At 70.7% G+C, this 25,608-nt stretch carries 31 protein-coding genes and 1 pseudogene; 17 read left to right on the plus strand and 15 right to left on the minus strand.

Annotation, left to right across the window (positions count from 1 at the left end):
* Genes JNX00_RS03765 through JNX00_RS03785 form a run of 5 tightly spaced genes read left to right on the plus strand, consistent with a single transcriptional unit; the run spans position 1 to position 5,927 of the window.
* Positions 1-543, plus strand: a complete 543-nt coding sequence (locus JNX00_RS03765) for a TRAP transporter small permease (RefSeq protein ID WP_204744122.1) — start codon at positions 1-3, stop codon at positions 541-543.
* Positions 540-1,832 (plus strand): TRAP transporter large permease, encoded by a 1,293-nt coding sequence (locus JNX00_RS03770; protein ID WP_204744123.1) that lies wholly within the window; start codon positions 540-542, stop codon positions 1,830-1,832. Before JNX00_RS03765 ends, JNX00_RS03770 begins: the two co-directional genes overlap by 4 nt.
* Complete coding sequence (locus JNX00_RS03775; protein WP_204744124.1) at positions 1,832-3,232, plus strand: amidase; 1,401 nt, start codon at positions 1,832-1,834, stop codon at positions 3,230-3,232. Before JNX00_RS03770 ends, JNX00_RS03775 begins: the two co-directional genes overlap by 1 nt.
* A 9-nt stretch (positions 3,233-3,241) precedes the next feature.
* On the plus strand, positions 3,242-4,993 hold the full coding sequence (locus JNX00_RS03780; protein WP_070401072.1) for a thiamine pyrophosphate-binding protein: 1,752 nt from the start codon (positions 3,242-3,244) through the stop codon (positions 4,991-4,993).
* Entirely contained in the window at positions 4,986-5,927 is a 942-nt protein-coding gene (locus JNX00_RS03785) for an NAD(P)-dependent oxidoreductase (RefSeq protein ID WP_204744125.1), read from the plus strand. Before JNX00_RS03780 ends, JNX00_RS03785 begins: the two co-directional genes overlap by 8 nt.
* Positions 5,928-5,992: 65 nt before the next feature.
* Here JNX00_RS03785 and JNX00_RS03790 read toward each other — a convergent pair whose 3' ends face one another.
* Positions 5,993-6,304 carry a DUF4148 domain-containing protein gene (locus JNX00_RS03790; protein WP_070401071.1) on the minus strand — a complete coding sequence of 104 codons (312 nt, stop codon included), beginning with the start codon at positions 6,302-6,304 and terminating at the stop codon, positions 5,993-5,995.
* A 171-nt stretch (positions 6,305-6,475) separates the two neighbouring features.
* Here JNX00_RS03790 and JNX00_RS03795 point away from each other — a divergent pair, with 171 nt between their 5' ends.
* From JNX00_RS03795 to JNX00_RS03810, 4 genes are all read left to right on the plus strand, one after another.
* A complete protein-coding gene (locus JNX00_RS03795) occupies positions 6,476-6,664 on the plus strand; it encodes a hypothetical protein (protein ID WP_070401070.1) in 189 nt (62 codons plus the stop codon).
* 30 nt (positions 6,665-6,694) lie between these two features.
* Positions 6,695-7,423, plus strand: coding sequence for a phenylalanine--tRNA ligase beta subunit-related protein (locus JNX00_RS03800; protein WP_204744126.1), 729 nt, complete (start codon positions 6,695-6,697; stop codon positions 7,421-7,423).
* A 149-nt stretch (positions 7,424-7,572) separates the two neighbouring features.
* Complete coding sequence (gene queE, locus JNX00_RS03805) at positions 7,573-8,205, plus strand: 7-carboxy-7-deazaguanine synthase (protein ID WP_204744127.1); 633 nt, start codon at positions 7,573-7,575, stop codon at positions 8,203-8,205.
* Positions 8,202-8,564, plus strand: coding sequence for a 6-carboxytetrahydropterin synthase (locus JNX00_RS03810; protein WP_204744128.1), 363 nt, complete (start codon positions 8,202-8,204; stop codon positions 8,562-8,564). The genes queE and JNX00_RS03810 overlap by 4 nt, the downstream gene beginning before the upstream one ends.
* Positions 8,565-8,622: 58 nt before the next feature.
* Here the strand turns inward: JNX00_RS03810 and JNX00_RS03815 are convergent, their stop codons facing one another.
* From JNX00_RS03815 to JNX00_RS03845, 7 genes are all read right to left on the minus strand, one after another.
* Positions 8,623-9,318, minus strand: coding sequence for a helix-turn-helix transcriptional regulator (locus JNX00_RS03815; RefSeq protein ID WP_204744129.1), 696 nt, complete (start codon positions 9,316-9,318; stop codon positions 8,623-8,625).
* A 9-nt stretch (positions 9,319-9,327) separates the two neighbouring features.
* Positions 9,328-9,672 carry an antibiotic biosynthesis monooxygenase gene (locus tag JNX00_RS03820; protein ID WP_204744130.1) on the minus strand — a complete coding sequence of 115 codons (345 nt, stop codon included), beginning with the start codon at positions 9,670-9,672 and terminating at the stop codon, positions 9,328-9,330.
* Positions 9,669-10,007: an NIPSNAP family protein gene (locus JNX00_RS03825; RefSeq protein ID WP_070401064.1), complete on the minus strand. Its 339-nt coding sequence runs from the start codon at positions 10,005-10,007 to the stop codon at positions 9,669-9,671. The genes JNX00_RS03820 and JNX00_RS03825 overlap by 4 nt, the downstream gene beginning before the upstream one ends.
* Positions 10,008-10,091: 84 nt before the next feature.
* Complete coding sequence (locus JNX00_RS03830; RefSeq protein WP_204744132.1) at positions 10,092-10,850, minus strand: ABC transporter permease; 759 nt, start codon at positions 10,848-10,850, stop codon at positions 10,092-10,094.
* Positions 10,847-11,635 carry an ABC transporter permease subunit gene (locus JNX00_RS03835; RefSeq protein ID WP_204744134.1) on the minus strand — a complete coding sequence of 263 codons (789 nt, stop codon included), beginning with the start codon at positions 11,633-11,635 and terminating at the stop codon, positions 10,847-10,849. Before JNX00_RS03835 ends, JNX00_RS03830 begins: the two co-directional genes overlap by 4 nt.
* On the minus strand, positions 11,628-12,419 hold the full coding sequence (locus JNX00_RS03840; protein WP_204744136.1) for an ABC transporter ATP-binding protein: 792 nt from the start codon (positions 12,417-12,419) through the stop codon (positions 11,628-11,630). The genes JNX00_RS03835 and JNX00_RS03840 overlap by 8 nt, the downstream gene beginning before the upstream one ends.
* Complete coding sequence (locus JNX00_RS03845; protein WP_204744138.1) at positions 12,416-13,354, minus strand: ABC transporter substrate-binding protein; 939 nt, start codon at positions 13,352-13,354, stop codon at positions 12,416-12,418. Before JNX00_RS03845 ends, JNX00_RS03840 begins: the two co-directional genes overlap by 4 nt.
* A 231-nt stretch (positions 13,355-13,585) precedes the next feature.
* On the opposite strand from JNX00_RS03845, the gene JNX00_RS03850 reads away from it, so the two are divergent.
* Positions 13,586-14,035 carry an SRPBCC family protein gene (locus JNX00_RS03850; protein ID WP_070401060.1) on the plus strand — a complete coding sequence of 150 codons (450 nt, stop codon included), beginning with the start codon at positions 13,586-13,588 and terminating at the stop codon, positions 14,033-14,035.
* 22 nt (positions 14,036-14,057) lie between these two features.
* On the opposite strand, the gene JNX00_RS03855 is transcribed toward JNX00_RS03850, so the two are convergent.
* Complete coding sequence (locus JNX00_RS03855) at positions 14,058-14,828, minus strand: SDR family oxidoreductase (protein WP_204744140.1); 771 nt, start codon at positions 14,826-14,828, stop codon at positions 14,058-14,060.
* A gap of 107 nt (positions 14,829-14,935) precedes the next feature.
* Here JNX00_RS03855 and JNX00_RS03860 point away from each other — a divergent pair.
* Positions 14,936-15,820 (plus strand): annotated as a pseudogene (locus tag JNX00_RS03860) (LysR family transcriptional regulator); the annotation flags it as partial.
* Between the two features lie 17 nt (positions 15,821-15,837).
* On the opposite strand, the gene JNX00_RS03865 reads toward JNX00_RS03860, so the two are convergent.
* The 5 genes from JNX00_RS03865 to JNX00_RS03885 are packed head-to-tail and all read right to left on the minus strand — an operon-like array spanning position 15,838 to position 20,024.
* The gene (locus tag JNX00_RS03865) at positions 15,838-16,734 is read right to left on the minus strand and encodes a ThiF family adenylyltransferase (protein WP_345774096.1); all 897 of its coding nucleotides are present in this window, start codon (positions 16,732-16,734) and stop codon (positions 15,838-15,840) included.
* A gap of 19 nt (positions 16,735-16,753) precedes the next feature.
* On the minus strand, positions 16,754-18,055 hold the full coding sequence (locus JNX00_RS03870; RefSeq protein WP_070401058.1) for a TRAP transporter large permease: 1,302 nt from the start codon (positions 18,053-18,055) through the stop codon (positions 16,754-16,756).
* Positions 18,052-18,537 (minus strand): TRAP transporter small permease subunit, encoded by a 486-nt coding sequence (locus JNX00_RS03875; RefSeq protein ID WP_204744144.1) that lies wholly within the window; start codon positions 18,535-18,537, stop codon positions 18,052-18,054. Before JNX00_RS03875 ends, JNX00_RS03870 begins: the two co-directional genes overlap by 4 nt.
* Positions 18,537-19,526 (minus strand): TRAP transporter substrate-binding protein DctP, encoded by a 990-nt coding sequence (gene dctP / locus JNX00_RS03880; RefSeq protein WP_070401056.1) that lies wholly within the window; start codon positions 19,524-19,526, stop codon positions 18,537-18,539. The genes JNX00_RS03875 and dctP overlap by 1 nt, the downstream gene beginning before the upstream one ends.
* Before the next feature lie 45 nt (positions 19,527-19,571).
* Complete coding sequence (locus JNX00_RS03885) at positions 19,572-20,024, minus strand: type II 3-dehydroquinate dehydratase (protein WP_204744146.1); 453 nt, start codon at positions 20,022-20,024, stop codon at positions 19,572-19,574.
* 154 nt (positions 20,025-20,178) lie between these two features.
* Here JNX00_RS03885 and JNX00_RS03890 point away from each other — a divergent pair, with 154 nt between their 5' ends.
* Positions 20,179-20,973 (plus strand): IclR family transcriptional regulator, encoded by a 795-nt coding sequence (locus tag JNX00_RS03890; protein ID WP_070401054.1) that lies wholly within the window; start codon positions 20,179-20,181, stop codon positions 20,971-20,973.
* Positions 20,974-21,047: 74 nt separating this feature from the next.
* Complete coding sequence (locus tag JNX00_RS03895) at positions 21,048-21,767, plus strand: MgtC/SapB family protein (protein WP_070401053.1); 720 nt, start codon at positions 21,048-21,050, stop codon at positions 21,765-21,767.
* 3 nt (positions 21,768-21,770) lie between these two features.
* Here the strand turns inward: JNX00_RS03895 and JNX00_RS03900 are convergent, their stop codons facing one another.
* Positions 21,771-22,193, minus strand: coding sequence for a VOC family protein (locus JNX00_RS03900; RefSeq protein ID WP_070401052.1), 423 nt, complete (start codon positions 22,191-22,193; stop codon positions 21,771-21,773).
* A gap of 97 nt (positions 22,194-22,290) precedes the next feature.
* Here JNX00_RS03900 and JNX00_RS03905 point away from each other — a divergent pair, with 97 nt between their 5' ends.
* From JNX00_RS03905 to JNX00_RS03920, 4 genes are all read left to right on the plus strand, one after another.
* Complete coding sequence (locus JNX00_RS03905) at positions 22,291-22,872, plus strand: TetR/AcrR family transcriptional regulator (RefSeq protein ID WP_070401051.1); 582 nt, start codon at positions 22,291-22,293, stop codon at positions 22,870-22,872.
* A 125-nt stretch (positions 22,873-22,997) separates the two neighbouring features.
* The gene (locus JNX00_RS03910; RefSeq protein ID WP_070401050.1) at positions 22,998-23,621 is read left to right on the plus strand and encodes a TetR/AcrR family transcriptional regulator; all 624 of its coding nucleotides are present in this window, start codon (positions 22,998-23,000) and stop codon (positions 23,619-23,621) included.
* On the plus strand, positions 23,618-23,971 hold the full coding sequence (locus JNX00_RS03915) for a DUF1428 domain-containing protein (RefSeq protein WP_070401049.1): 354 nt from the start codon (positions 23,618-23,620) through the stop codon (positions 23,969-23,971). The genes JNX00_RS03910 and JNX00_RS03915 overlap by 4 nt, the downstream gene beginning before the upstream one ends.
* Positions 23,964-25,502, plus strand: a complete 1,539-nt coding sequence (locus JNX00_RS03920; RefSeq protein ID WP_070401048.1) for an MFS transporter — start codon at positions 23,964-23,966, stop codon at positions 25,500-25,502. Before JNX00_RS03915 ends, JNX00_RS03920 begins: the two co-directional genes overlap by 8 nt.
* Positions 25,503-25,608 lie beyond the last annotated feature (106 nt).

The following is a 25,608-nucleotide window of genomic DNA, read 5'->3' on the forward strand; positions in this document are numbered from 1 at the left end:
GTGTTCTCACCCCTTTCAGGCGCGATCCGGCGCCTCAGTCTGGCGCTGGGCGTCATCGCCGGCGCGGGCACCGCGCTGCTGATGCTCACCGTGGTGCCCGACCTGTTCTCGCGCAGTTTCCTGGGCGAGGCCGTCTACGGCATGGCCGAGACGGGCATCTTCCTGCTGGTGCTCATCGTCTACCTCGCGCTGGGCTCGGCCCAGGTGCGCAAGGAGCACTTCCACGTCGGCGTGCTCGACACCCTGATCGGCCGCGACGCGCAGCGCTGGGTCTGGGTGCTGCGCTTCGCGCTGTCGGCCCTGGTGTGCGGCGTCTTCACCTGGTACGCCAGCAAGGGCGCGATCGACTCCACCCTGAGCCTGGAGCAGTCCTACGCGGTGATCGAGTACCCGATCTGGCCCGCCAAGATCGTGGTGGCGCTGGGCCTGCTGCTGCTCACCGTGCAGTTCCTCATGGACCTGGTCGATGCCTTGACCACCCCGCAATACCTCCCCGACGGCGGCCACGAAGGCGCGCCCGACCACGCAGGCGAAGCACCATGACCCCCTTGGAAATCGGCTACCTGATGGTGGCCGGCGTGATTGTTCTGCTGGCCCTGGGCATCCCCGTGGCCTTGAGCCTGCTGGCCGTGGGCGCCTCCGGCCTGTTCGCCATCCGCGGCGTGCGCGGCACCGAGTTCCTGCTGGAAAGCCTGCCCTATACCAGCGTGGCCAACCTGGCGCTGATCGTCATTCCGCTGTTCATCCTGATGGGGCACTTCGCGTTCTCCGCCGGGCTCTCGGACAAGGCGTACAAGGCCGCCAAGGCCTGGGTCGGCCACATCGCCGGCGGCCTGCCCATCGCCACCGTGTTCGCCTGCGCGGGCTTCGCCACGGTGTGCGGCTCCAGCGTGGCCACGGCCGCGACCATCTCCAAGGTGACCGTGCCCGAGATGCTGCGCGCCGGCTACAACCAGCGCCTGGCCGCGGGCCCCGTGGCCATCGCGGGCGCGCTGGGCATTTTGATCCCGCCCAGCGGCATCCTGGTGATCTACTCGATCGCGACCAATGTGTCGGTGAGCGACCTGTTCATCGGCGCGCTGATCCCCGGCATCCTCACCGCCATCGTCTACGCCTTCGGCATCTACTTCATGGTGCGGCGCGACCCCGAGCTGGTGAAGCGCACGCGCATTCCCAAGGCCACGTGGGGCGAGCGCGCCAAGGCCACGGCGGCCGCGTGGGAGGTGGTGGTGCTGTTCCTGGTGGTGATCGGCTGCATCTACACCGGCGTGGCCACGGCCACCGAGGCGGCCGGCATCGGCGCCGCGCTGGCGCTGGTCTTCGCGCTGTTGCGCAAGGGGCAGAAGGGCACGATCTGGAAGGGCCTGGTGGAAACCGGCTCCAGCACCGCCTCCATCTTCCTGCTGATGATCGCCTCGGCCGTGTTCAGCGTGGCCCTGGGCACCACGCAGCTGCCCACGGTGCTGGCCGAGGCCGTGACGGGCCTGAACCTCTCGCCGGCCGTGCTCCTGTTGCTGCTGATCGTTCCCTACCTGATCCTGGGCTGCCTGATCGATGGCATCTCGATGATCTTCATCACCATGCCGGTGGTGTTCCCCATCATCGAAGCGGCCGGCATCCACCCGGTGCTGTTCGGCATCTTCGTGACCAAGCTGGTGGAGGTCGGCGCGGTGACCCCGCCGGTGGGCATCAACGTGTTCGTGGTGCAGGGCTCGGTGCCGGGCCTCAAGTTGGGCGAGATCTTCCGTGGCGTGATTCCCTTCATCCTCATGGAGCTGGGGCTGATCGGCCTGATGATCGCCTTCCCGCAGATCGTGACCGGGGTGCTGTGATGGGCGATCCGCTGCGCCTGGGCGCGACCGAGCTGCGCGCGGCCTACCTGCGCCGCGCGCTGTCGCCGGTGGAGGTGACGCGCGCCTACCTGGACCGCATCGCGGCGCGCAACAGCCACCTGCACGCTTACCTCGAGGTCTACGCCGAGGGCGCGCTGGCGCAGGCGCGGGCCAGCGAGCAGCGCCTGGCCAGCGGCCTGCCCGTGGGGCCGCTGGAAGGCGTGCCGCTGGCGCTCAAGGACCTGCTGCACATCGAAGGCCGGCGCACCACGGCCGGCTCCACCGTGTTCGCGGACCGGGCGCCGAGCGAGCTCACCTCCACCGTGGCCGCGCGCCTCATGGGCGCGGGCGCGGTGGTGCTGGGCAAGGCCAACCTGGTGGAATTCGCCTACGGCGGCTGGGGCACCAACCAGGGCCTGCGTTCGCCGGTGAACCCCTGGGACGGCGCGGTCGAGCGCTGCGTCGGCGGCTCCAGCAGCGGCTCGGGCGTGGCGGTGTCGGCCGGCCTCGCGGCCGGTGCCATCGGCACCGACACGGGGGGGTCGGTGCGCATTCCCTCGGCCTTCTGCGGCCTCACCGGCTTGAAGACCACGCAGGGCCGGGTGAGCAACTTCGGCGTCGAGCTGGTGAGCCACACCCTGGACACCGTGGGCCCCATGGCCTGGACGGCCGAGGACGCGGCCCTGCTGTTGCAAGCCATGCACGGCCCCGACCCGCGCGACCCCGCCACGCTCGCGCACGCGCCGGAGGACTTTCTCTCGCGCCTGGGCGAGCCCATTGCCGGCCTGCGCATCAGCGTTGCACCGGCCGGCGTGCTCGGTGCCGTCGAGCCCGCCATCGCCCAGGCGGTGGACGAGGCGGTTCGCGTGCTGCTCTCGCTGGGCTGCCTGCGCCGCGACGAGGCCTTCGCCCGCATCGACTTCGTCGCCGACCAGGCCGAGACCGGCGTGATCATCTCCAGCGAGGCCTACGCCGAGCACGGCCACCTGCTCGCCGGCTCGCCGCCGCCGGGCGACGCCGCCGCGCGCGCGCGGCTGCTGAGCGGCGGCGCCATCGCCGCGCCGCGCTACGCCGCCGCGCTGCGCGAGCGCCAGCGCCGCGTGCGCGATTTCGCCCGCGTGTTCGAACACACCGACCTGCTGGTGCTGCCCACGCTGCCCGTCACCGCGCGGCCGCTGGCCACGATCGACGAAGCCGATCTCGCGCCCAGCCGGCTCACGCGCTTCGTCGGCTACCACGGCCTGAGCGCCATCGCGCTGCCCTGCGGCCTCTCGCCCGAGGGTCTGCCGGTGTCGCTGCAGCTCGTGGCGCCCGCCTTCCACGAGGCGCGCCTGCTGCGCGCCGGCGTGGCCTTCCAGTCCGCCACGGCATTCCACCGCGCGCGGCCGTCCACCTTCTGAGTTGTCCGAATGTCCACCGCTTCTTCCGCTTCTCCCGCCACCCTGACGATGTCCGGTGGCGCCGCCATCGCCCGCATGATCCGCGCCTTCGGCGGCGGCCCCATGTTCGGCATGGGTGGCTTCCAGGTGCTGCCGCTCTACGAGGCCGCGCGCGAACTGGGCCTGCCGCACCACCTCATCCACGACGAGCGCAACGCTGTCTTCGTGGCCGACGCCTACGCCAAGGTCAGCGGCCGCGTGGGCCTGGCCGACGCCACCGTGGGCCCCGGCGCCACCAACATGCTCACCGCGCTGGCCGAGGCGCTGAACGCCGGCTCGCCCCTGGTCTGCGTGGTGGGCGATACGCACCGCGACCACTCCTGGAAGAACATGACGCAGGAGAGCCGCCAGGTGGACGCGCTGCGCCCCATGTGCAAGGAGTTGATCCGCGTCGAGTCCATCAAGCGCATCCCCGAGCTGATGCGCCGCGCCTTCGCCGTGGCCACCACCGGCCGCCCCGGTCCCGTGGTGGTGGACGTGCCCGAGGACCTGATGCACGACACCTGCGACTTCAGCGAGGCCGATTTCGTGGTGAACCCGGCCTACGAGGCCGCACCCGCGCTGCGCTCGCGGCCCGACGGCGAGGCGGTGGCGCGCGCGGCCGACCTGCTGGCGAACGCGAAGCAGCCCATCGTGCTGGCCGGTGGCGGCGTTCACCTGTCGGGCGCGGCGCAGGCGCTGACCGACTTCGCGCGGGCCACGAACATCCCGGTGGCGCACACCCTCACCGGCAAGGGCGCCATCCCCTGCGTCGATCCCTTGAGCGCTGGCCTGTTCGGTCGCTACGACCGCATCGCCAACGGCCTGATCGAGCAGAGCGACGTGGTGTTGGTGGTGGGCTGCAAGCTCGGCGAGATCGCCACCAAGCGCTACACCGTGCCCGCGCCGGGCAAGACCGTCATCCACCTCGACATCGTGGCAGAGGAGTTCGGCCGCACCCTGCAGCCCGAGGTGATGCTGTGGGGCGACGTGAAGCTGGGTCTGCAGGACCTGATGGCCGCGCTCGGCGGGCGCGCCGCCGCGCTCAAGGCCCGCCTGCGGCCGCTGGCCGAGAGCGTGCCCGCGCGCATGGCGAAGTGGCGCGAGGAGGTGTCGGGGCGCCTGTATTCCGAAGAGAAACCGATTTCGGTCGCGCGCCTGATCACCGAGATCAACAAGGTGCTGCCGGAGGACGGCATCCTGGTCGCCGACGGCGGTTTCGCCGCGCACTGGGCCGGCCTACTGTTCGACACCAAGCGCGCCGGCCGCGGCTTCGTGCCCGACCGCGGCTTCGCCTCCATCGGCTATGGCCTGCCGGGCGCCATCGGCGCCGCGCTGGCCGCGCCGGGCCGCCCGGTGTTCAGCCTCACCGGCGACAGCGGCTTCTGCATGGTGCTGGGCGACCTGGAAACCGCCGCCCGCCTGAACCTGGACTTCACCGTCATCGTGGTCAACAACGCCGCGTCCGGCTACGTGAAGGCCTTGCAGCACCTGGTCTACGGCGCGGGCAAGCACATCAGCGCGGACCTGAATGAGGTGAACTTCGCCAAGGTCGCGCAAGCCTTCAACTGCACCGGCATCCGCGTGGAAGAACCCGGCGAACTGGAAGGCGCGCTGCGCCAGGCCATGGCCACCAAGGGGCCGGTGGTGATCGACGTGATCGTCACGCGCGACCCGGCGAAGATGCTGCCCGGCGTGGACAGCCGCGCCGCGGTGATCAAGAAAGGGGACCGCATTGCCTGACGCCGGCCGGCCGACCGCCCCGCCCAGCGCCGGTGCCGGTGCCGGTGCCGGTGCGGGCCGCCGCGTGGGCGTCATCGGCCTGGGCATCATGGGTGGCGCCATGGCGGCGCGCCTGCTGGAGGCCGGCCACACGGTGAGCGGCTTCGACATCGACGCCGCCGCGCTCGCGCGCTTCAGCGAACGCGGTGGCACGGCCTGCGACTCGCCGGCCAGCGCCGCGCAAGGCGCCGAGGTGCTGCTGCTCATGGTGCATGACCAGCAGCAGGTGGAGCGCGTGCTCGAAGGACCCAGCGGCGCCCTCAAGCGCCTGCTGGCGGGCAGCGTGGTCTGGCTGGGTAGCACGGTCCCGCCGGCCTGCGCCGCTGCCTGGGCCGAGCGGCTGGCCGAGCGTGGCATTGGGCTGATCGACGGCCCGGTGAGCGGCGGCGCCACCGGCGCCGAAGGCGGCGAACTGGTGGCGATCTGCGGCGCCAGCGACGAGGCCTTGGCGCGCGCCGGCTTCGCGCTGCGCGCCTGCACCCGCCACGTCTACCACGTGGGCCCGCCCGGCGCGGGCGCCACCGTGAAGATGATCAACCAGCTGCTGGTGGCGGCGCACGCCGCGCTCACGGCCGAGGCCATGGCGCTGGCGCACCGCGCGGGCGTGGAGCCGCTGCAGCTCATCGAGGTGGTGTCGAACAGCGCCGGCCAGTCGCGCATCTTCGACAAGCGCGCGCCGCGCATCGCGGTGGGCGATCACGCGGTGCACGTGTCCATCGACACCTTGCGCAAGGACCTGGGCATCGCCATCGACACCGCGCGTCAGCTCGGGCTGGCGCCGCGCCTCGCGCTGGGCGTGCAGGCGCTGCTGGACGAGGCCAGCGGCGCGGGGCAGGGCGCCGACAGCGACACCCGGCTCATCGAACGCTACCTGGTCCCGCGCGGGCCGCGCTGACGGCCCCCCAAGAAAAACGGCCCCGAAGGGCCGTTGTCGTGGGGCGAGCGGGTCGTCGCGGGGGCTTACGCGCCGGCGGACACCGACGCGATTTCGCCGCGGGCCACCAGGCCCAGGCGCTCGGCTTGCGCGGCTTCGGCGCGCACCTGCGCACGGCTCAGGCCGCTGTCGGCCACCTTGTCTTCCACCGGGAAGACCTCACCGCGGGCCACCAGGCCGGCGCGGTTGGCTTGCACGGCCTCGGCCTGCACTTCGGCGCGGCTCAGGGTGGATTGGAAGTTGAAGACTTCGTTGCCTTCGATGGGGCCTTGGGCGAAAGCGGCACCGGCGCCCAGGGCAAGGGTCAGGGAGAGGGCGATGTTTTTGGCGGCGTTCATGGCAGTTCCTTCAAGATAACGGGTGGTTAATGGGGTTTTGCTTTTCATGCCGCTTGGTGTTCCGGCATGGGATGAACTGTAGGGATTGCCGTCTCGGGAATAAACAACCGGATGCGGAATGAACAGTTGCCGAACCGGAAATAATTCCCGCCTCCGCTAAGCTGTGCCCCCATGCCACGCGACCCCGACGCCCTGTTCAAGACCGTGCTGCAGGTGTTGGCCATCCTGGGCCTCATGGGCCTGCTGGCCATGGTCTTCCACAAGGCCTTCACCGACCTTGCCTTGCTGTGGCAGCAGCACTCGGGCACCGACTTCTGGCCCGCGGTCGTGCGCTACGTGTTCAAAAACCTCGCGGGCTGACGCCGTCGCCCGCCCCTATCGGGCCCCGCCATGACCCCCACCACCCTGCACTACCAGCTCGCGGCCGAGGTGCTCGCCGCCCACCCGGGCTACTGCCGTGGCGTGGTGGTGGTGCGCGGCGCCGACAACACCCGCGCCGCGCCGGCCCTGGCCGCCCTGCTGCGCGAGGCCGAGGCCGGCCTGCGCGAGGCGGTGCGCGGCAACGTGGCCGAACACGAGCGCATCGCCGCCTGGCGCGAGGCCTACCGCCGCTTCGGCGCCAAGCCCTCCGAGCACCGCGCCGCCATCGAGGCCCTGGCGCGGCGGGTGCTCAAGCCCGACCAGTTGCCCTCGATCAACCCGCTGGTCGACATCGGCAACATCGTCTCGCTGCGCCACCTGCTGCCGGCCGGCGTGCACCCTCTGGGCGTGGGCGAGAACCGGCTGGCGCTGCGCCACGCGCGAGCGGGCGATGGTTTCGCGCCGCCCGATGGCGGACCGGCGGAGGCGCCGCCCGGGGGCGAGATCGTGTTCGCCGACGGCGCGCGTGTGCTCACGCGCCGCTGGACCTGGCGCCAGGCCGCCAGCACCCAGACCTTGCCCGAGACCACGCAGGTGTTCTTCAACATCGACGGCTTGCCACCCACGCCGCGCGAGGCCGTGCTGGCCGCCATGGACGACGTGCGGGCGCTGGTGCGCGAGCACACGGGCGGCGAGGTGGTGGCCGCGCAGCTGCTGTCGGCCGAACAGCCCGCCATGGCGTGGGGCCTGGGCGGCTGAAGGCCGGCCGCTGGGCGGCCTTTGCGGGGAGCGGCGCGGCCATGCGGCCGGCGCCGTGAAGGGGGCCGTCTCGGCCACAGGGCCGAGGGTATGCGCGGTCCCCGCGCGCGACACTGGCGGTTTTTTCCGGCCCGCCCGGGCCCGCCGCCATGGCCTACAGCGTCAAGGAAATCTTCTACACCCTGCAAGGGGAAGGCATGAACGCCGGACGCCCCGCCGTGTTCTGCCGTTTCGCGGGCTGCAACCTCTGGTCGGGCCGCGAACCGGACCGGGCCGGGGCGGTCTGCCGTTTCTGCGACACCGACTTCGTCGGCACCGATGGTGGCGGCGGGGGGCGCTTCGCCGACGCCGCGTCGCTGGCCGGCGCGGTGGCCCGGGCCTGGACCGCCGGTGCGGCGCGGCGGCTGGTGGTGCTCACCGGCGGCGAGCCCCTGCTGCAGGTGGACCCGGCCCTGATCGAGGCCCTGCACGCGCGGGGGTTCTTCGTCGCGGTGGAAACCAATGGCACGGTGGCCGCGCCCGCGGGCATCGACTGGTTGTGCGTAAGCCCCAAGCAGGGCGCGCCGCTGGTTCAGCGCGAGGGCCAGGAGATCAAGGTGGTGGTGCCGCAGCCCGGCCTGGACCTGGACGCGCTCGCGGCCCTGGCCTTCGAACACCGCCTGCTGCAGCCCATGGACGGGCCCTCGCGCGCGGCCAACGCGCGCCTGGCCGTGGCCTGGTGCCTGCGCGACCCGCGCTGGCGGCTCAGCGTGCAGACCCACAAGGCGCTGGGCATCCGATGAAGCTGGAACTGACGCAGCGCTTCTTCTTCGACGCCGCGCACACGCTGGAGCGCGCGCACGACAGCGCGCCGAGCCGGCGGGTGCACGGCCACACCTACCACGCGGCGGTGACGGTGAGCGCGCCGGCCGCCGCCGACAGCGGCATGGTGGTGGACCTGGCGCTGCTGCGCCAGGGCATCGCCGCGGTGCGCGAGCGCCTGGACCACCACCTGCTCGACGAGGTGTCGGGCCTGGGGCGGCCCACCCTGGAAAACCTGTGCCGCTTCATCTTCGAGGGCATGGCCAGCGGCCTGTGGGTGGTGGAGCGCGTGGACGTGGAGCGGCCCGCCAGCGGCGACGCCTGCCGGCTCAGCCGATGAGGCGAGCGTGGGTCCGTGACCGATGGACCGCTGTGATCAGAATGGGCGCGCGCGGCGCTCAGGCGTTCGCCACCATGTCGTGCAGGCGGGGCAGCCACAGGGTTTGCCCGCGCGGCGTGAGGGCCAGCGCGCGGCCCTCGCCCGGCCGCAGCCAGCCCTGTCCGATGAAATGCCCCAGCAGTTGCTCGGCCAGCTCGCCGGCCAGGTGGTCCACGCCCTCGGACCAGTCGTGGCAGGCGTAGGCGTAGCGGCGGCGCCGGCCCGAGGGCGTGGGCGTGAAGCCGAAGGCGCGCAAGGCCTCGTGCCCGGCGGGCGTGAGCGCCAGGCCCTCGGGCACGGCCTCGAAGGCGCTGCGCCGCATCAGGCCCGAGAACAGCGCCACGCCCAATTCACCGGCCAGGTGCCGGTAGCAGCAGCGCGCGTACTTCAGCCGCGCGCGCGCCGGGTGGCGCCAGGCGGGGCTGGTGGTTTCGCGCTCGGACACCGAGGCCAGCGATTCGAGCAGGCGCGCCACCGATTCGTCGGCCAGCGCGTAGTAGCGGTGCCGCCCACGCGGCTCCACGCGGATGAGCCGGCCGTCGAGCAGTTTGTGCAGGTGGCCGCTGGCCGTGGCCGCCGACACGCCGGCCACGGCGGCCAGGTCGGAGGCGCTGGCCTTGCGCCCGCCCAGCAGGTGCAGCAGCATGCGCGAGCGCGAGGGGTCGGCCAGCAGGCTGGCCACGGCGGTGAGGGCGGGTTCGAACGGGGCGTGCATGCGGGGGCTTCAGTTCAGCGCGGCGCGTGAATCGGGCGGGGCCTGGTCGCGTTCGTGCAGGCCATAGTCCCGGACCACCTGGGCCACACGGATGCGGTAATTCTGGAACACGCCGCCGCGCCCTTTTCGCTGGCCCTCGCGGTGCGCGCCCTGGCCACGCCAGGCGTGCACCGCGGCCTCGTCGCGCCAGAAGCTCAGCGAGAGGAACTTGCCCGGCTGGCTGAGGCTTTCGAAGCGCTCCACCGAGAGAAAGCCGTCGATGTGCGCGAGGTGCGGGCGCAGGTCCTGCGCGATCTGGAAATAGCGCTGCGCGCCGCCCTCGACCGGCTCGACCTCGAAGATCACCGCGATCATGGCTGCACCTGGCGCGGCTGTGCGAGGGTGCCCGGCACGCCGCTGAGCCAGCTGCGCTGCTCGCGCAGGATGAAGCGCTGCGTGCGCGCGCGCTCGAAGTTGGCGCGTCCGGCCTCGTCGGCGCGCAGCCGGGCGCGGTAGCGCTCGTAGGCGGCCAGGTCGTCGAAGCCGATCAGGCCCCAGGCGATGTCGTTCGTGCCTTCGCTGGGCACGAAGTAGCCGATGAGGTGGCCGCCGCAGCGCGGGATGATCTCGCCCCAGTGCCTGGCGTACTCGGCGAAGGCGGGGACCTGGAAGGGGTCGAGCTGGTAGCGGATGAAGCAGACGGTGTTCACGGGGCGTTCTCCTGAATTGGGCCAGGGCCCCACTGTGGCGCGGATCGCGTGTGCCACGCTTCGGCGCGTGGCGAAGCGTGGTGCTCAGGCCCGGCGCCCGCGCAGCAGCCCGTGTTCGGCCAGCACCAGCAGGGCGTGGCCCGCCAGGCCGATCAGGCTCAGCAGCACCAGACAGGCGAACAGCTCGTTCGCGCGGTAGGCGCGCGCGGCCAGCAGGATGGTCAGGCCCAGGCCGTCCTGGGTGGCCAGCATCTCGCCCAGCGTGCAGACGAGCAGCGACACCGTGAGCGACAACCGCAGGCCGGCCAGGATGTCCGGCGCCGCATGCGGCAGGCCCATCTTCCAGAGAAAGGCCGGGCGCGACAGCCGCAGGCAGCGCGCCACGTCGAGCAGGCGCGGCTCGACGCTGGACACGCCATGCACCGTGGCCAGCAGGGTCGGCCAGATGGCGCCGAAAGCGATGACGGCCAGCACCATGGCTGGGGACAGGCCGTACAGCGCGATCGCCAGCGGCATCACCGCCGAGGCGGGCAGCGGCCGCAGGAACTCCAGCGTGGGCTGGACCCAGGGGCGCAGGGCGGCCGTGCTGGCGATGGCGGCCCCCAGCACGACGCCCGCCGCGGAGGCCAGCAGCCAGCCGAGCAGCAGGCGCCCGATGGTGTTCAGGGCGGCGTGCAACAAATCACCGCGCAGGCCGTCGATCAGGCTGAGCGCGGTGGCCTCGGGGGTGGGCAGGAAGGCCGGGCTGACCCAGCCGGCCCGGCCGATGGCCCACCACAGCGCGAGCAGCGCGGCAAGCAGGCCGAGCGACGCCGGCCAGTGGCTGGGCTGGGCCTGTTTCATGGCACGGTCACGCCGAGGCGGCGGTTCAGCGCGCGCTGCAGGCGCAGCATGCCGGTGTTGATCAGCACGCCGATGGCGCCGATCCACATGAGCCAGCCGATCATCATGGCCGGCTCCAGGCTTTGCTGGGCCAGCAGCATGGCGAAGCCCATGCCCTGGGGATTGCCGGCGATCTCGACGGTGAGGGCGATGACCAGGGCGAAGCCCGTGCCCATGCGCACGGCCGTGAGCAGGCGCGGTGCGATGGCGGGCAGCACGATGAGGCGGATGCGCCGCGTCGTGGACAGGCCCAGCAGCCGGCCCAGCTCGAGCAGCTGGGGGTCGACCTGCCGCACCGCGCTCTGCACCAGCAAGACCTGGGGCCAGAACGTGCTGAAGGCCACCAGGCTCACTTCCAGGTCGGTGCCGAAGCCGAACAGCAGCATCACCAGGGGCAGCAGCGCCACCGACGGCAGCGGCCGCAGCAGCTCGATGCTCAGGAAGCCGGCGCGCGAGGCGCGCGGCGACAGGCCCAGCCCGATGCCGACCAGCGTGCCGAGGCCGGCGCCGATCAGCAGGCCCAGCGCGGCGGCGCCGAGCGTGAAACCGGTGGCGGGCCACAGCGAGCCGTCCAGGGCCGCGCGCAGCAGCGCGCGCAGCGCGGCGCTGGGCGGCGCCAGCTGCTCGCTGCCCAGGGCGGCCGCGCGCCGGGCGAGTGCTTCGAACAGGCCCAGCAGCAGCAGGGGAAGGGCCGCGGCGCGCAAGGCGCGCCACGGTCCGGATGCGCGGGCATGCGCTTCAGGCATGGCCCCGTTCGACGTGGTCGAACAACTCGCGGCGCAGGCGCAGGAAGTCGGGGCCTTCGCGGGTGCTGAGCTGGTGGCGCGGGCGCGCGATGGGCACCTCGATCGCGTGCGCCAGGCTGGGCCGCCCGGGCCCGGGGTGGGCGCGCATGGCGATCACGCGGTCGCCGAGGTAGATGGCCTCTTCGAGGTCGTGGGTGACGAACAGGACGGTGAGGCCGTGCTCGCGCGCCAGGCGGGCCAGCTCGTCCTGCAGGCCCTGGCGCGTGAGCGCGTCCAGGGCGCCGAAGGGCTCGTCCAGCAGCATGAGCCGGGGCCGCTGCGCCAGGCAGCGCGCGATCTGCGCGCGCTGTTGCATGCCGCCCGACAGCTGCACCGGGAAGTGCTGGCCATGGTCTTGCAGGCCCACCTTGCGCAGGGCGTCGGCGATGCGGGCGGTCCGTTCGCCGCGCGGCACGCCAGCGGCCTCCAGCGCCAGGCCCACGTTGCCTTCCACCGTGCGCCAGGGCAGCAGGGCGCGGCCGTAGTCCTGGAACACCAGGGCCATTTCGCGCCAGGGCCCGGTGATCGGACGGCCCTCGCAGCGCACCTCGCCTTCGGCCGGGCGCAGCAGGCCGCTGGCCGCGCGCAGCAGCGTGGTCTTGCCGCAGCCACTGGGTCCCACGATGCAGACGAACTCGCCACGCGCGATGTCGAGCCGGTGAATGGAGACGATGTCCTGTCCGCCAAGGCGGATGGCCACCCGGTCGAAGCGGAGGAAAACGTCGGACGGGGCGCCGGGGTTCACTTGGCGATCAGGCGCTGAACGTCCGGGGTGGTTTTCAGCATGTCCTGGTCTTTCATCAACTCGACCCAGTAGGCGAGCTGGTCCGGGGTCAGCGTGGCGTTGGGCCGGGTGATCGGCACCTTGGCCAGCACCTCGGCGGGCAGCTTGAGAAACTGCTTCAGGGCCGCCCGCACGCGCGGTTCGTTGGCCGGCTGCCGCACGAACTGGGCGCCTTCCTGCACCGCTTCGCGGAAAGCGCGCACGGCCTCGGGGTTGCGTTGCACCCAGTCGCGCCGCGCCACGTGCAGCACGGTGGGCCGGTTGTCGGGCAGGAAGGTGGTGTAGTAGGACACGACCTTGGCGAGGCCGCTGTCGACGAGGCGGGTCAGGAAGGGTTCGGCCGTCACCGTCGCGTCGAGGGAGCCGCCGCGCAGCAGATCGGCCTGCAGGATGAAGGGCACCTCGACGAACTGGACCCGCCGGTGGTCCACGCCCTGCTGCTTGAGCCAGGCGCGACAGGTGATGTGCAGAAAGGCGTTGAGGCCCGGGACGCCGATCTTGCGGCCCACGCAGTCCGCGGCGGTGACGATGCCCGCGCCCGGCCGGGCGACCAGGCCGGTGTTGACGATGTCCTTGGCGGTCACACCGCCGCCCGCGACCGCCACCAGGTCCAGGCCGCCTTCCACGGCCTGCAGGAAGCCCGAGGGGGTGGGGCCGCCGATCTGCAGCGCGTCCGATTGCAGCGCCGCCGGAATCGTGGAGTTGACGGGAATGAAGCGGAGCTCGATGTCGAGCTTGCGCCGACGGAAGAAGCCTTCGGTGGCGGCGACGAAGACCGAGGCGAAATCCGTGACGGCGCTGTAGCCGAACTGTATGGGCGCGGCCCCCAGGGCCAGACGGGGAAGGCCCAGGCTGGCCGCGGCGGCCAGCAGCAGGGGGCGTCGTGAGAGTGGCATGCGATGGCTCCTGCAGACGTTGACGGCATCCGCCACCCATGGGTGGGTGCCGGGGGACGCTCCCTGTCTTGTCGGGCCTGGGATCGCGATGCCGATCGCTGTTGATCCGATCAGCGGTTGTCGATCTCCGGGCCTCTGCTCCGTCGAGACAATGCCAGGGCCATGGGTCTTGGGTGGTGTGTCGGCCGGGTGGCCGTCATGATTTGGTTGTTTGTCTTAAAGGAGTCTTACATGCCCACCGGAACCGTCCGCCTCCACCGCGTCCTCAAGGCCCCGCCACAACGGGTCTTCCGTGCCTTCACCGAACCCGCCGCCCTGTGCCGCTGGCTCCCGCCCTACGGTTTCACCGCCGCGGTGCAGCAGATGGACGCCCGCCTGGGTGGCCAGCACCGCATGTCTTTCACCAATTTCGGCACCGGCCAGTCGCACAGCTTCGGCGGCGAGTACCTGGAGTTCGTGCCGGGCGAGCGCCTGCGCTACACCGACAGCTTCGATGACCCGAACCTGCCCGGCACCATGACGGTGAGCGTCACCCTCAAGGCCGTGGTCTGCGGCACCGAACTCCAGGTGGTGCAGGAGGGCATTCCCGAGGCGATTCCCGCCGAGATGTGCTACCTGGGCTGGCAGGAATCGCTGGAGCAGCTGGCCAAGCTGGTGGAGCCCGAGATCCCCAGCGAGTGAGGTTCCGCGCCCGGGCACCGGTTCAGAGGAACATGCCGCCCGAGACTTCGATGCGCTGGGCGTTGATCCACCGGTTTTGCGGCAGCAGCAGCGTGGAGATGGCGTCGCCGATGTCGTCGGCCTGGCCCACGCGGCCCAGCGCGGTCTGCGCGGCGATGAACTGGTTGAGGCCCGCGTTGTCGCGCACCGCGCCGCCGCCGAAGTCGGTTTCGATGGCGCCCGGCGCCACCACGTTCACCGCGATGCCGCGTGGCCCGAGTTCCTTGGCCAGGTAGCGCGTCAGCACCTCGACACCGCCCTTCATGGCGGCGTAGGCCGCATGGCCCGGCAACGCGAAGCGCGCCAGCCCGCTGGAGAGGTTGACGATGCGCCCGCCGTCGGCGATCAGGGGCAGCAGCGCCTGCGTCAGGAAGAAGCTGCCCTTGAGGTGGATGTTCATCAGCTCGTCGAACTGCGCCTCGGTCGTCTCGGTGAAGGGCGCGTGGATGCCGATGCCGGCGTTGTTCACCAGGTAGTCGAAGCGCTCGCGCGCCCAGACGCTGGCCAGCCGCTCGCGCACCGCCCGCACGAAGGCGGGAAAGCCGCGGCTGTCGCCCACGTCCAGCGGCAGCGCCACGGCGCGCGCGCCCAGGCGCTCGATGTCGGCGAGTACCGCCTTCGCCTCGTCGGCGCGGCTGCGGTAGGTGAAGACCACGTCCACGCCGCGCGCGGCGAGCTTGAGCGCGGTGTTGCGGCCCAGGCCGCGGCTGCCACCGGTGATGAGGGCAATGGGGTTCGGGATCGGCGCGTTCATGGTGGGCTCCTGAGAAAAGGGGGATGGAGCCAGTCTATTGATCAGAAGAAGATGAATAAACTGTCTTAATATGTTCAATCTGTTCGAAATTTCAGAACAAATAGCCCATGAACACCCTGGACGCCATGAAGATCTACGCCCGCGTGGCCGAGCTGGGCAGCTTCACGCAGGCGGCCGCTGGCCTGGGCTTGCCCAAGGCCAGCGTGTCCTCGGCCGTGCAGCGGCTCGAGGCGATGCTGGGCACGCGGTTGCTGCAACGCACCACGCGGCGCGTGGTGGTCACGCAGGACGGCCAGCTGTTTCTCGAGCGCTGCCGCGACCTGCTGGACGACGTGGAGGACCTGCGCACCCTGTTCCAGTCCGAAGGCGCCGTGCTGCGGGGCCGCTTGCGCGTGGACATGCCGCTGGGCGTGGCGCGCCAGATGGTGTTGCCGCGCCTGCCCGAATTCCTGGCCGCGCACCCAGGGCTCGAGCTGGAGCTGAGCAGCACCGACCGCCGCGTGGACCTGGTGCGCGAAGGCTTCGACTGCGTGCTGCGCGTCGGGCCGCCGGGGGATTCCAGCCTGGTGGCGCGCCCCCTCGGCGGCTGCGAGCTGGTCAACGTGGCGAGCGCGACCTATGTGCGCGCCCATGGCAAGCCCACGCGGCTGGAACAGCTCTCGGCGCACCGGCTGGTGCACTACGTGGGCACGCTGGGCGCGCGCTCGCCGGGGTTCGAATACCTTGACGCCAGTGGCCAGGCGCGCCGCGTCACCATGGCGGGCGCGCTCACCGTGGACAACTCCGAGGCCTACATGGGCGCCTGCCTCGCGGGCCTGGGCATCGTGCAGGTGCCGCGCTGGGGCGTGGCCGATCGTCTGCGCGCCGGCGAGCTGGTGGAGCTGCTGCCGCGCCACCGGCCCGCGCCGCTGCCGGTGAACCTGCTGTACGCGCACCGGCGGCACCTGCCGCGGCGCGTGCAGGTGTTCATGCAGTGGATCGCCGGGGTGATGGGGCCGCTGGTGGTGCCTCAGCGCGCCCCGCTCGCGCGCGGCGGTGGTGACGCTCTGGGGGCGGCGGGCGGCCCATCGAGCGCCGCGAGCTCACGCAGACGTTCGGGCGTGGCCACGGGCAGGCCGAAGAATTCGAGGTAGGCGGGGATCTGCTCGAAGAGCATGTCGGTGCCCACCTGCACGCGGCAGCCGCGCGCCTGCGCGGCCGACAGGAAAGCGGTGACGCGCTCGCGCATCACCACCTCGCCAACGAAGGTGCGCGCGTCGAGTCGGTCCACGTCCAGTGGCAGCGGATCGCCGGGCGCCATGCCCAGTGGCGTGGCGTTGACCACGAGATCGAGGCCCGCCGGGTCGCTTTTGCCGGTGCTGATCTGCAGCAAGGGATAGGCCGCGCGCAGGCGCTGGCTCAGGGTTTCGCTGGCCGTGCCGTTCGTGTCGAACAGCGCCAAATGCGCCACGCCGGCCGCCGCCAGCGAGGCGGCGATGGCCGAGCCCACGCCGCCGCTGCCCACCACCAGCGCGCTGGCGCCCTTGAGCACGAGGTCCTTGCGCTGCACGCCGCGCACGAAGCCCTCGCCATCGAACAGGTCGCCGATGAGGCGGCCGTCGGCCGCGCGCTTCACGGCATTGCAGGCGCCGGCCACGCGCGCGGTGCGCGAGACCTCGTCGAGCAGCGCCACCACGCCCACCTTGTGCGGCATGGTGATGAGCGCGCCCAGCACATTGGGCGCGGCCATCAGCGGCGGCAGCAGCGAGTCGAGCGCGCCGGCCGGGCAGTCGATGGGAACCACCACCGCGTTGGTGCCGCTGGCCGCGAACCAGGGGTTGTAGATGAGCGGCGCCTTGAAGCTGTGCGTGGGGTGGCCGAGGTGGGCGATCACCCGGGTGTGGCCGTCGATGCGGGGCACGGTCATGCGCGGCACCCTCGCGGGTTCAACCCGTGTAGCCCGCCAGCCGCGGCAGCAAGAGCACGAAGTCGGGCCAGAAGGTGGTGATGGCCAGCGCGATCACCATCACGCCCAGGAAGGGCAGGGTGGCGCGCACCAGCGCGCCCAGCGAAACGTCGGCGATCTTGGTCATCATGAACAGCAGCAGGCCGTATGGCGGCGTGACCAGGCCGATCATGATGTTGAGCACGGCCACCACGCCGAAGTGCACCGGGTCCACGCCCAGCGCCACGGCCGTGGGCAACAGCACGGGCAGGATCACCAGGATGATGGTCGAGCCTTCGAGGAAGGCGCCCAACACGAGCAGCAGCAGGTTGGCGAGCAGCAGGAAGGTGAAGGGCGACAGCTCCAGCCCGCGCATCATCGCGCTCAGCGAGGCGGGGATGTTCTCCGAGGTGATGACGAAGTTGAACACCGTGGCGCCCGCGATGAGGATGCCGATGGAGACGCTGGTGCGCGCGCTCTGCTGCAGCGACTGGTAGACGTCGCGCAGGCCCAGGCTGCGGTAATAGAAGGCCGAGATGAGCAGCGCGTAGGCGGCGGCCACGCCGGCGGCTTCGGTGGGCGTGGTGATGCCGCTGTAGAGGCAACCCAGCAGCAGCACGGGCATCATCAGCGCGGGCAGGGCCTCGCGCGTGATGCCCGGCAGCTCGCGCATCGGCACGGCGTCTTCCACCGGGAAGCGGTGGCGCTTGGCCAGGTAGTGGATCAGCGCCATCTGCACCGCACCCAACAAGAGCCCGGGCAGCACGCCGGCCAGGAAGAGGTAGCCGATGGAGGTGCCCGAGACCAGCGCGTACAACACCAGCGGAATCGACGGCGGCAGGATGGGCCCGATGACCGCCGAGACGGCGGTGAGCGCGGCCGCGAAGGCGGGCGGGTAGCGGCCATCGCGCGTCATCATGGCCTGCATGAGCTTGCCCGAGCCGGCGGCGTCGGCCAGGGCCGAGCCCGACATGCTGGCGAACACCACGCTTTGCAGCACATTGACCTGGGCCAGGCCGCCGGGAAAGCGACCCACCAGCGCGTTGCACCAGCGCAGCAGTCGGTCGAGCACGCTGCCCGAGCTCATGAAGCTGGCGGCCAGGATGAACAGCGGAATGGCCAGCAGCAGGTAGCTGGAATAGGTGCTGTTGAGCAGCTGCTCGGCCGCGCTGCCCATGTCCATGCCTTTGAGCCAGAGGTACAGGATGGACGCGCCGATCATGGCCTGGCCGATCGGCACGCCCAGCAGGCTCAGCAGGACGATGGCCGCCACGGCCAATGAGAACGGACTCGTCGGATTCACAGGGAACCTATGTGTGTGGGGTCGGCCGACGAGCGTCCGCGCAGGGCGTTCACGATCAGCCACAGGTGGCGCGCGATGACGGCGGCGGCGAACACGAGGTAGATCGAGTACAGCCAGTCGAAGCGGATCTTCAGGTATGAGCTGCTCTCCACCTTCATGAAGCTCACGTAGTCCCAGGTGGCGGGCATGGCCAGTGCGAACAGCGCGACGGTGGCGATGGAACCGATGGACGCCAGCACGCGCTGCCCGCGCAGGCCGAACAGCGCCTTGAGCAGGTCGATGCGGATTTCCTCCTCGTCCCTGAGCACGAAGGCCGCGCCCCACAGGATCAGCCAGAGCCAGGCGACGAGCGAGATTTCGGCCGTCCAGCCCACCGGCAGATCGAACAGGTAGCGCAGCGCGATCTGCAGGATGAAGGCGAGGAAGATCACGCCGAGAAGGAGGGCGGCCACGGCCTCGGCCGCCCGCGCGAGCAGGCGCATCACTTGACCGCGGCGATCTTGTCGATGATCCCCGGGGCCCAGGCCTTCGCTTCGTCGGAGGCCAGGTAGATCTTCTGCGCGTGCTCGCGGAAAGCGGTGATGTTGGGCACGTACACGTCCAGTCCCTGGCGCTTGAAGCCCTCGGCCAGCTCGGCCTCGCGCTTGACGTGCTCGTTGGCGCTCCAGGTGATGGCCTTGTCGACCGCCGCCTGGAAGGCCTTCTGCTTGTCCGCCGGCATGGCCTGCCAGGCCTTGAGATTCATGGTGAGCAGATCGAAGGCCACCAGGTGCGAGGTCAGCACGATCTGGCCCATGACCTCGTAGAACTTCATGTTCTGCACGTTGGGCAGCGGGTTGTCCTGGCCGTCCACGGTGCCGGTCTGCAGGCCGGTGTAGGTCTCGGCGTAGGCCAGTGGCGTGGGGTTGGCGCCGAGCGAGCGGCCCAGCAGCTGCCACGCGTCGCCGGCGGGCATGCGCAGTTTCACGCCGGCCAGGTCGGCCGGCACATTGACCTTCTTCTTGCCGCGCAGGCCCACGTGGCGCGTGCCGAAGAAGGTGGGGCCCAGGATCTTCACCTTGAGCTGGTCCTCCACCTGCTTCTTCATCTGCGCGCCCAGTTCACTGGCGAAGAAAGCGTTGAGGTGGTTGGCGTCGCGGAACAGGTAGGCCGAGGTCAGAACCGACCAGGCCGGCACCTGCTTGGAGATGTCCTGCGGCGCGATGTTGCCCATCTCCAGGTTGTCGCGCTGCAGGGCGACCAGCTCCGTGCCCTGGCGAAACAGCGTGGAGTTGAGGTGGGCCTCGATGCTGTGGTCGGGCGCGATGTCGGCGCCCAGGCGCTTGATCATCTCGGCGCGAATGTCGGTGTCCGAGAACACCGCGGCGAAACGCAGCTTGGTTTGCGCGCGGGCCTGCCCGGGCAGCAGCGCCCCAGCGGCCAGGCCGGCGCCGGCGCAGAGGAGGGAGCGACGATCGATGGTGCGGTTCATGGTGCTTGTCTCCAGGGAATGGCGGTTGTTGTGAAGGAAAGCGTGTCAGGGGGTGGTGGCCGCGCGCAGTCGCTGCGCCACCGCGTGCAGCGCGAGCTCGTAGCCGATGGGTCCCAGCCCGCAGATCACGCCGGTGCTGGCCAGCGAGGTGAGCGAGTCTCTGTACGGCGCCTCGCGGCGGTGGATGTTGGTGATGTGGACCTCGATCACGGGCTGATCGAGCATCTTGAGCGCGTCCAGCAGCGGAATGGAGCGGAAGGACAAGCCGGCCGGGTTGATGACCACGGCCGCCCCCTCGGCGCGCGCTTCCTGAACCCAGTCCACGAGCACGCCTTCGTGGTTGGACTGTCGGAACACGCAGCGCAGGCCGAGTTCGGCGGACAGGGCCAGGCATCGGTCCCGCACCTGGGCCAGGGTGGTGTGGCCGTAGAGATGCGGCTCGCGCACGCCCAGCAGGTTCAGGTTGGGGCCGTTGAGGATGTGGACGGTGGCGGTCATGGTGGGGCGGGAATGTGGCGGCGGGCTTGGCCGCCAAGGGCGCCTGGCCTACAGTCGTCTCCTGTTGTCGCTTGGCGGTGAGACGATTTTTGTGCCGCCACAGGAAACACTTTCCAGGCTGGAAACGGCTTCCGCATAACAAAATCCTCGAGACATGAACCTTGCCCTGGACCGCGGCCTCTCGCTGCTCGAGCACCTGTCGCGCCACCCCGACGGCCTGCCCCTGGCCCTCATGGCCGAGGAGCTGGACATTCCGCTGAGCGCCTGCCATCGCCTGCTGGCCGATCTGCAGCAGCGCGGTTATGTGCGCCAGAAGCGCAAGCAGGGCGACTACCAGCTCACCACCAAGGTGGTCTCCATTGGCCTTGGCTACCTCAGCCACGGTGGCATCGTCGATATCGCCGGGCCCCTGCTGGAGCGGCTGGCGCAGCAGTCCGGCGAGCTGGTGCGCCTGTCCCTGGTGGACGACGACCGCCTGACCTTCGTGGCCAAGGCCCAGGGCGTGCGCCAGCAAGGCGTGCGCTACGACCCCGACATGGGCGCGGACGTGTGGCTGTCTTGCTCGGCCTCGGGCCATGCCTGGCTGCACACGCTCAGCGACGAGCGAGCGCTGGAGCTGGTGACGCGACAGGGCTTCGGGCAACCCAAGGACTACGGCCCCAAGGCGCCGACAACGGTCAAGGCGATGTTGGGCTTCCTGCACGCGGCCCGCGTGCGGGGCTACGCCATGATCGACGAGGTGTTTGCGCCGGGCATGAGTGCGATGGCGGCGCCGGTGATGCGTCGCCACGAGGCCATTGGCGTCATCAGCATCGCGGGGCCGCGCACGCGCCTGGGCGTGGCGCGCATGCAGGAGCTGGCGCCCTCGCTGCTGGCCGCGGCCGCCGAGTTGGGGCCGATCAGCAACGCGTCCAGCCTCTTCGGACGGCCACCCCTGGGCAAGGGGTGAGCCCGCGGCGCTAAGGGATTTCACGCCGCGGGGCTTCGCGGGCCTCGGCGTAGCATGGGGCAGGAGGAACCGCGATGGACCCGTTGAAACTGCCCGATCCCGAGACCCTGGCGCTCTACAAGGAAATCGCGCGGCACCTGCTCTTCGCCATGGTGGCCGGCGGCCTGATCGGCCTGGAGCGCAGCTTCCATGGCCGGCCCGCGGGCTTTCGCACCCACACCCTGGTGTGCCTGGCCTCCAGCCTGCTGATGCTGGTGACGCTGTACCAGGGGGTCTGGTTCGAGCAGGACAGCAAGGGCAACGTGACCATGGACCCCACGCGCATGGCCCAGGGCATCATGACCGGCATCGGTTTCCTGGGCGCGGGCGTGATCTTCAAGGAGGGGCTCACGGTGCGCGGCCTCACCACCGCGGCGTCCATCTGGATGACCGCCTCCATCGGCGTGCTCATGGGCATCGGCTTCTACTTCCCGGCGGTGCTCGCCACGGTGCTGACGCTGGCGACATTGGTGCTGCTGCACCGCGTCGAACGCGTGGTGCCGACGCACATCTACGCCCAGCTCAATGTGCGCTTCGACCGCTTCAAGGCCATGCCCGAGGCCGACCTGCGCCAGCTGCTCAAGGCGCACGGCTTCACCATCGCCAACCTGAGCTACCGGCTGGAGGAGGGCGACGCCTTCGAGTACCGCATGATGCTGCGCACCATGCGGGCGAAGAACCTGGGGGCGCTGGCGCGCACCTTGGGCACGCAGAAGGTGGTGGAGCAGTTCCGCCTGTCGCCCACGGGCGACTGAGCCTCAGACCCTGTAGCGGTCCCAGAAGCCGGCCTGCGGCTCGATCTGCTCGACCACGTCCACCCACAGGCCCGAGGGGTCGCGAAAGCCGAAGCGGCGCTGGCCGAAGGCCTCGTCGCGCAAGGACAGGCCCGCCACACCGCCGCGCGCCAGGAAATCCGCGTGCGCGGCGGCCGCGTCGGCCACCTGCAATTCGAAGCACAGCCCCTGGCCGCTGAAGGTTTCGGGCCCGGGCGGGGCCGAGGGGTGGTCGGGCGCCATGAAGGCCAGCGAGGCGCTGCCGTCCTCGGCGCACAGCCACACGAACCAGCTGCTGGCGAAGCCGCATTGCCAGCCCAGGCGCCGCTCCCAGAAGGCCTGGCAGGCGCGGATGTCCGGCGTCACGACGATGGGGTAGCGATCCTGGTAGCGGGCCAGATGGGTCATGGATATCTCCTTAAAAATAGACAGACAGTCGGTTTATTCAATGTAAGATACCGACAGACTGTCTGTCAATGATCTGGATGATCGAAAAGGAGCGCCCATGAAGAACGCCGAACGCGCCAGCGCCACCCGCGCACGCCTCATCGCCGTGGCCCGCCGCATGTTTGGCGAGCAGGGCTACGCCGGCACCGCCACCGAGGCGGTGCTGCAGGAGGCCGGCGTGGCGCGCGGCGCGATGTACCACCACTTCGCCGACAAGGCCGCGCTGTTCGAGGCGGTGTGCCTGGCGGTGTGCGAAGACATCGTGCCCGCCGTGGAGCGGGCGGCCGACGCGCGGCGCGACCCGCTGGACGCCTTGGTGCAGGGCTCCATCCGCTGGATCGAGAAGACCTCGGAGCCCGAGGCGCGCCGCATCCTCATGATCGACGCGCCCACGGTGCTGGGCTGGGCCCGCTGGCAGGCGCTGGACGACCGCCTGAGCCAGGCCTCGCTTGCCGAGGGCATGCAGGCCGCGATCGCGGCCGGGGCGATCCGCCTTGACTGCCGCCTGGAACTGGCGGTGGCCATGATGAATGGCGCGCTCAACGCGCTGGCGCTGCGCGTGAACGCGCCCGAGGCGCCGGTGCCGCCGCGCGAATGGCGGCGCGCGGTGCGCGCCCTGTGGGCCGCGCACGCGGTGTGACGGTCCGCCAGACGCGCTGCGCGCGCCAGGCTCGCCGTTTGCCGGATGCCACGGCCCGTCGCTTGACGAACATACCAACTGGTCGGTAGTCTTCGACCCCTTCCCATCAACCCCCGGAAATTGCCATGGCCACCCCCGCGCCCAGCTCCCGCGACCGGCTGCTCGAAGCGGCCATGACCCTGGTTCGCACCAAGGGTTACGCCGCCACCACGGTGGACGAGCTGTGCGCCGCCACGGCCCTCACCAAGGGCGCGTTCTTCCACCACTTCAAGACCAAGGAAGACGTGTTCGCCGCCGCCGCGCAGCGCTTCGGCGAACAGGCCGACGAGCTGTTCCGCCACGCCGGCTACATGGACAAGACCGACCCCTTGCAGCGCCTGCTGGGCTATGTGGACTTTCGCATCGAGTTGCTGCAGGGCGAGATCGCCGAGATCACTTGCGTGCTCGGCACCCTGGTGCAGGAAGTGCACATCACGCACCCCGTCCTGCGGGAGGTTTGCGAGCGCCACATCACGGCCAACGCAGACCTGGTGACCGAGATGGCTGTGGCGGCCAAGCGCCAATACGCGCCGCGTGCGCGCTGGAGCGCCGAAGCCCTGGGTTTGTATGTGCAGGCCGTCATTCAGGGCGCCTTGCTGCTCGTCAAGGCGCGCCAGTCGATCGAGCCCGCGGTCGAGTGCCTGCGCGTGCTGCGCCGCCACCTCGAACTGCAATTCCTTCCCAGCCCCACCAAGGAGACAGTGAAATGAGCTACGTCGATGGATTCATGGCCCCTGTTCCCACCGCCAACCGCGAGGCCTACCTGAAGCACTGCAAGGAGGCTGCGGCGGTCTTCAAGGAGCACGGCGCCACGCGCGTCGTCGAAACCTGGGCCGACGAGGTGCCCGAGGGCAAGCTCACCTCCATGCCGATGGCGGTGAAGCTCGAAAAAGACGAGGTGGTGGTCTTCTCCTGGATCGTCTGGCCCTCGCGCGAGGTGCGCGACGCCGCCTGGGAAAAGGTCATGGCCGACCCCCGCATGCAACCCGACCGCGCCCCCATGCCGTTTGATGGCAAACGCTTGATCTATGGGGGCTTCAAGGTGATCCTCGATGTCTGAACACACTTCATCCGCGCCCGCCAAGGCCACCAGCCGCGAATGGTTGGGATTGGCGGTGATCGCTCTGCCCTGCATGGTCTATGCCATGGACATGACCGTGCTCAACCTCGCGCTGCCCGTGCTCAGCGCCGAGCTGCGGCCCAGCGCCGCGCAGTTGCTGTGGATGGTCGATATCTACAGTTTCCTGGTGGCGGGCTTCCTCATCACCATGGGCAACCTGGGCGATCGCATCGGCCGGCGCAAGCTGCTGCTGATCGGTGCCGCCGCCTTCGGCCTGGCCTCGCTGATGGCCGCCTACTCGACCAGCGCCGAGATGCTGATCGCCATGCGGGCCCTGCTGGGCGTGGCCGGCGCCACGCTCGCGCCGTCCACCATGTCGCTGATCCGGAACATGTTCCACGACGAGGAGCAGCGCCGTTTCGCCATCGGGGTGTGGATCGCGAGCTTCTCCATGGGCGCGGCCATCGGCCCGCTGGTGGGCGGCGCGCTGCTGCAGTGGTTCCACTGGGGCGCGGTCTTCCTGGTGGCGGTGCCGGTGATGGTGCTGCTGCTGGTGCTGGGCCCGCTGCTGCTGCCCGAGTTTCGCGACCCCGAGGCCGGCCCGCTCGATCTGGCGAGCGCCTTGCTGTCCTTGGCCGCGGTGCTGGCGGCGGTCTACGGCATCAAGACCATCGCCACCGATGGCCTGGTGGCGGCCGGGCTGCTGCCGCTGCTGGCGGGCGTGGCCCTGGGCTGGGTGTTCGTGCGGCGCCAGTCGCGCCTGGCGCACCCGCTGCTCGACATCGCGCTGTTCCGCCAGCCGCGCTTCGCCGCCGCGCTGTCGGCCTACGCGCTGTCCTGCCTGGCCATGTTCGGCATCTACATCTTCATCACGCAGTACCTGCAGGTGGTGCGCGCGCTCGACCCGCTGAGCGCGGGCCTGGTCACCTTGCCCTGGGCGCTGGCCTTCGTGGTCGGTTCGCTGGGCGCGCCGCGCCTGGCGAGCTGGTTCGCGCCGGTGCGCATCCTTGTCGGCGGCCAGGTGGCGGCGGCGATCGGTTTCCTGATGCTGCTGATGGTGGACACCGGCACGGGCCTGCCTTGGCTGGTGGCGGGCACGGTGATCATGAGCCTGGGCATGGCGCCGGTGTTCACGCTGGGCAACGAGATCATCATCACCTCGGCACCGCCCGAGCGCGCGGGCGCGGCCTCGGCGCTGTCGGAGACCGCATCCGAGCTGAGCGGCGCGTTGGGCGTGGCCTTGCTGGGCAGCCTGGGCGTGGCCTGGTACCAGGCGCGCGTGGGCGCGGCGATGCCGTCGGCCTTGCCCGCCCCGGCCGCCGACGCGGCGCGCGACACGCTGGCGGGCGCGTTGCACGCGGCCAAGGCGCTGGGCGGATCGGACGGGCCGCTGTTCGCCGCGCTGGCGCGCGGCGCTTTCGTGGAGTCGCTGCACCTGGTCACGCTGGCCGGCGCGGCGGTGATCGCCTTGGCCTGCCTGACGACGGCGCTGCTGCTGATGCGGCGCCCGGCGGTGGCGGCGCCGGGCTGAAGCACGTCGCTCAGGCGGGGCGCGGGAACAAGCAATCGCGCCGCCGGTGCGCTGGATGAACGGCGCGTGAATGAAAAAAATCCGGACGAAGTCAAACAGGACAAGG

Source organism: Hydrogenophaga sp. YM1, from assembly GCF_016903055.1.
In the GTDB taxonomy this organism is placed as follows: domain Bacteria; phylum Pseudomonadota; class Gammaproteobacteria; order Burkholderiales; family Burkholderiaceae_C; genus Hydrogenophaga; species Hydrogenophaga borbori.

Coding starts and splice junctions, on each gene's coding strand:
- JNX00_RS03770 (WP_204744123.1), top strand. CDS start 540: ATGACCCCCTTGGAAATCGGCTACCTGATGGTGGCCGGCGTGATTGTT.
- JNX00_RS03775 (WP_204744124.1), top strand. CDS start 1,832: ATGGGCGATCCGCTGCGCCTGGGCGCGACCGAGCTGCGCGCGGCCTAC.
- JNX00_RS03780 (WP_070401072.1), top strand. CDS start 3,242: ATGTCCACCGCTTCTTCCGCTTCTCCCGCCACCCTGACGATGTCCGGT.
- JNX00_RS03790 (WP_070401071.1), bottom strand. CDS start 6,304: ATGAACGCCGCCAAAAACATCGCCCTCTCCCTGACCCTTGCCCTGGGC.
- JNX00_RS03795 (WP_070401070.1), top strand. CDS start 6,476: ATGCCACGCGACCCCGACGCCCTGTTCAAGACCGTGCTGCAGGTGTTG.
- JNX00_RS03800 (WP_204744126.1), top strand. CDS start 6,695: ATGACCCCCACCACCCTGCACTACCAGCTCGCGGCCGAGGTGCTCGCC.
- queE (WP_204744127.1), top strand. CDS start 7,573: ATGGCCTACAGCGTCAAGGAAATCTTCTACACCCTGCAAGGGGAAGGC.
- JNX00_RS03810 (WP_204744128.1), top strand. CDS start 8,202: ATGAAGCTGGAACTGACGCAGCGCTTCTTCTTCGACGCCGCGCACACG.
- JNX00_RS03815 (WP_204744129.1), bottom strand. CDS start 9,318: ATGCACGCCCCGTTCGAACCCGCCCTCACCGCCGTGGCCAGCCTGCTG.
- JNX00_RS03820 (WP_204744130.1), bottom strand. CDS start 9,672: ATGATCGCGGTGATCTTCGAGGTCGAGCCGGTCGAGGGCGGCGCGCAG.
- JNX00_RS03830 (WP_204744132.1), bottom strand. CDS start 10,850: ATGAAACAGGCCCAGCCCAGCCACTGGCCGGCGTCGCTCGGCCTGCTT.
- JNX00_RS03835 (WP_204744134.1), bottom strand. CDS start 11,635: ATGCCTGAAGCGCATGCCCGCGCATCCGGACCGTGGCGCGCCTTGCGC.
- JNX00_RS03845 (WP_204744138.1), bottom strand. CDS start 13,354: ATGCCACTCTCACGACGCCCCCTGCTGCTGGCCGCCGCGGCCAGCCTG.
- JNX00_RS03850 (WP_070401060.1), top strand. CDS start 13,586: ATGCCCACCGGAACCGTCCGCCTCCACCGCGTCCTCAAGGCCCCGCCA.
- JNX00_RS03855 (WP_204744140.1), bottom strand. CDS start 14,828: ATGAACGCGCCGATCCCGAACCCCATTGCCCTCATCACCGGTGGCAGC.
- JNX00_RS03865 (WP_345774096.1), bottom strand. CDS start 16,734: ATGACCGTGCCCCGCATCGACGGCCACACCCGGGTGATCGCCCACCTC.
- JNX00_RS03875 (WP_204744144.1), bottom strand. CDS start 18,537: ATGCGCCTGCTCGCGCGGGCGGCCGAGGCCGTGGCCGCCCTCCTTCTC.
- dctP (WP_070401056.1), bottom strand. CDS start 19,526: ATGAACCGCACCATCGATCGTCGCTCCCTCCTCTGCGCCGGCGCCGGC.
- JNX00_RS03885 (WP_204744146.1), bottom strand. CDS start 20,024: ATGACCGCCACCGTCCACATCCTCAACGGCCCCAACCTGAACCTGCTG.
- JNX00_RS03890 (WP_070401054.1), top strand. CDS start 20,179: ATGAACCTTGCCCTGGACCGCGGCCTCTCGCTGCTCGAGCACCTGTCG.
- JNX00_RS03895 (WP_070401053.1), top strand. CDS start 21,048: ATGGACCCGTTGAAACTGCCCGATCCCGAGACCCTGGCGCTCTACAAG.
- JNX00_RS03900 (WP_070401052.1), bottom strand. CDS start 22,193: ATGACCCATCTGGCCCGCTACCAGGATCGCTACCCCATCGTCGTGACG.
- JNX00_RS03905 (WP_070401051.1), top strand. CDS start 22,291: ATGAAGAACGCCGAACGCGCCAGCGCCACCCGCGCACGCCTCATCGCC.
- JNX00_RS03910 (WP_070401050.1), top strand. CDS start 22,998: ATGGCCACCCCCGCGCCCAGCTCCCGCGACCGGCTGCTCGAAGCGGCC.
- JNX00_RS03915 (WP_070401049.1), top strand. CDS start 23,618: ATGAGCTACGTCGATGGATTCATGGCCCCTGTTCCCACCGCCAACCGC.
- JNX00_RS03920 (WP_070401048.1), top strand. CDS start 23,964: ATGTCTGAACACACTTCATCCGCGCCCGCCAAGGCCACCAGCCGCGAA.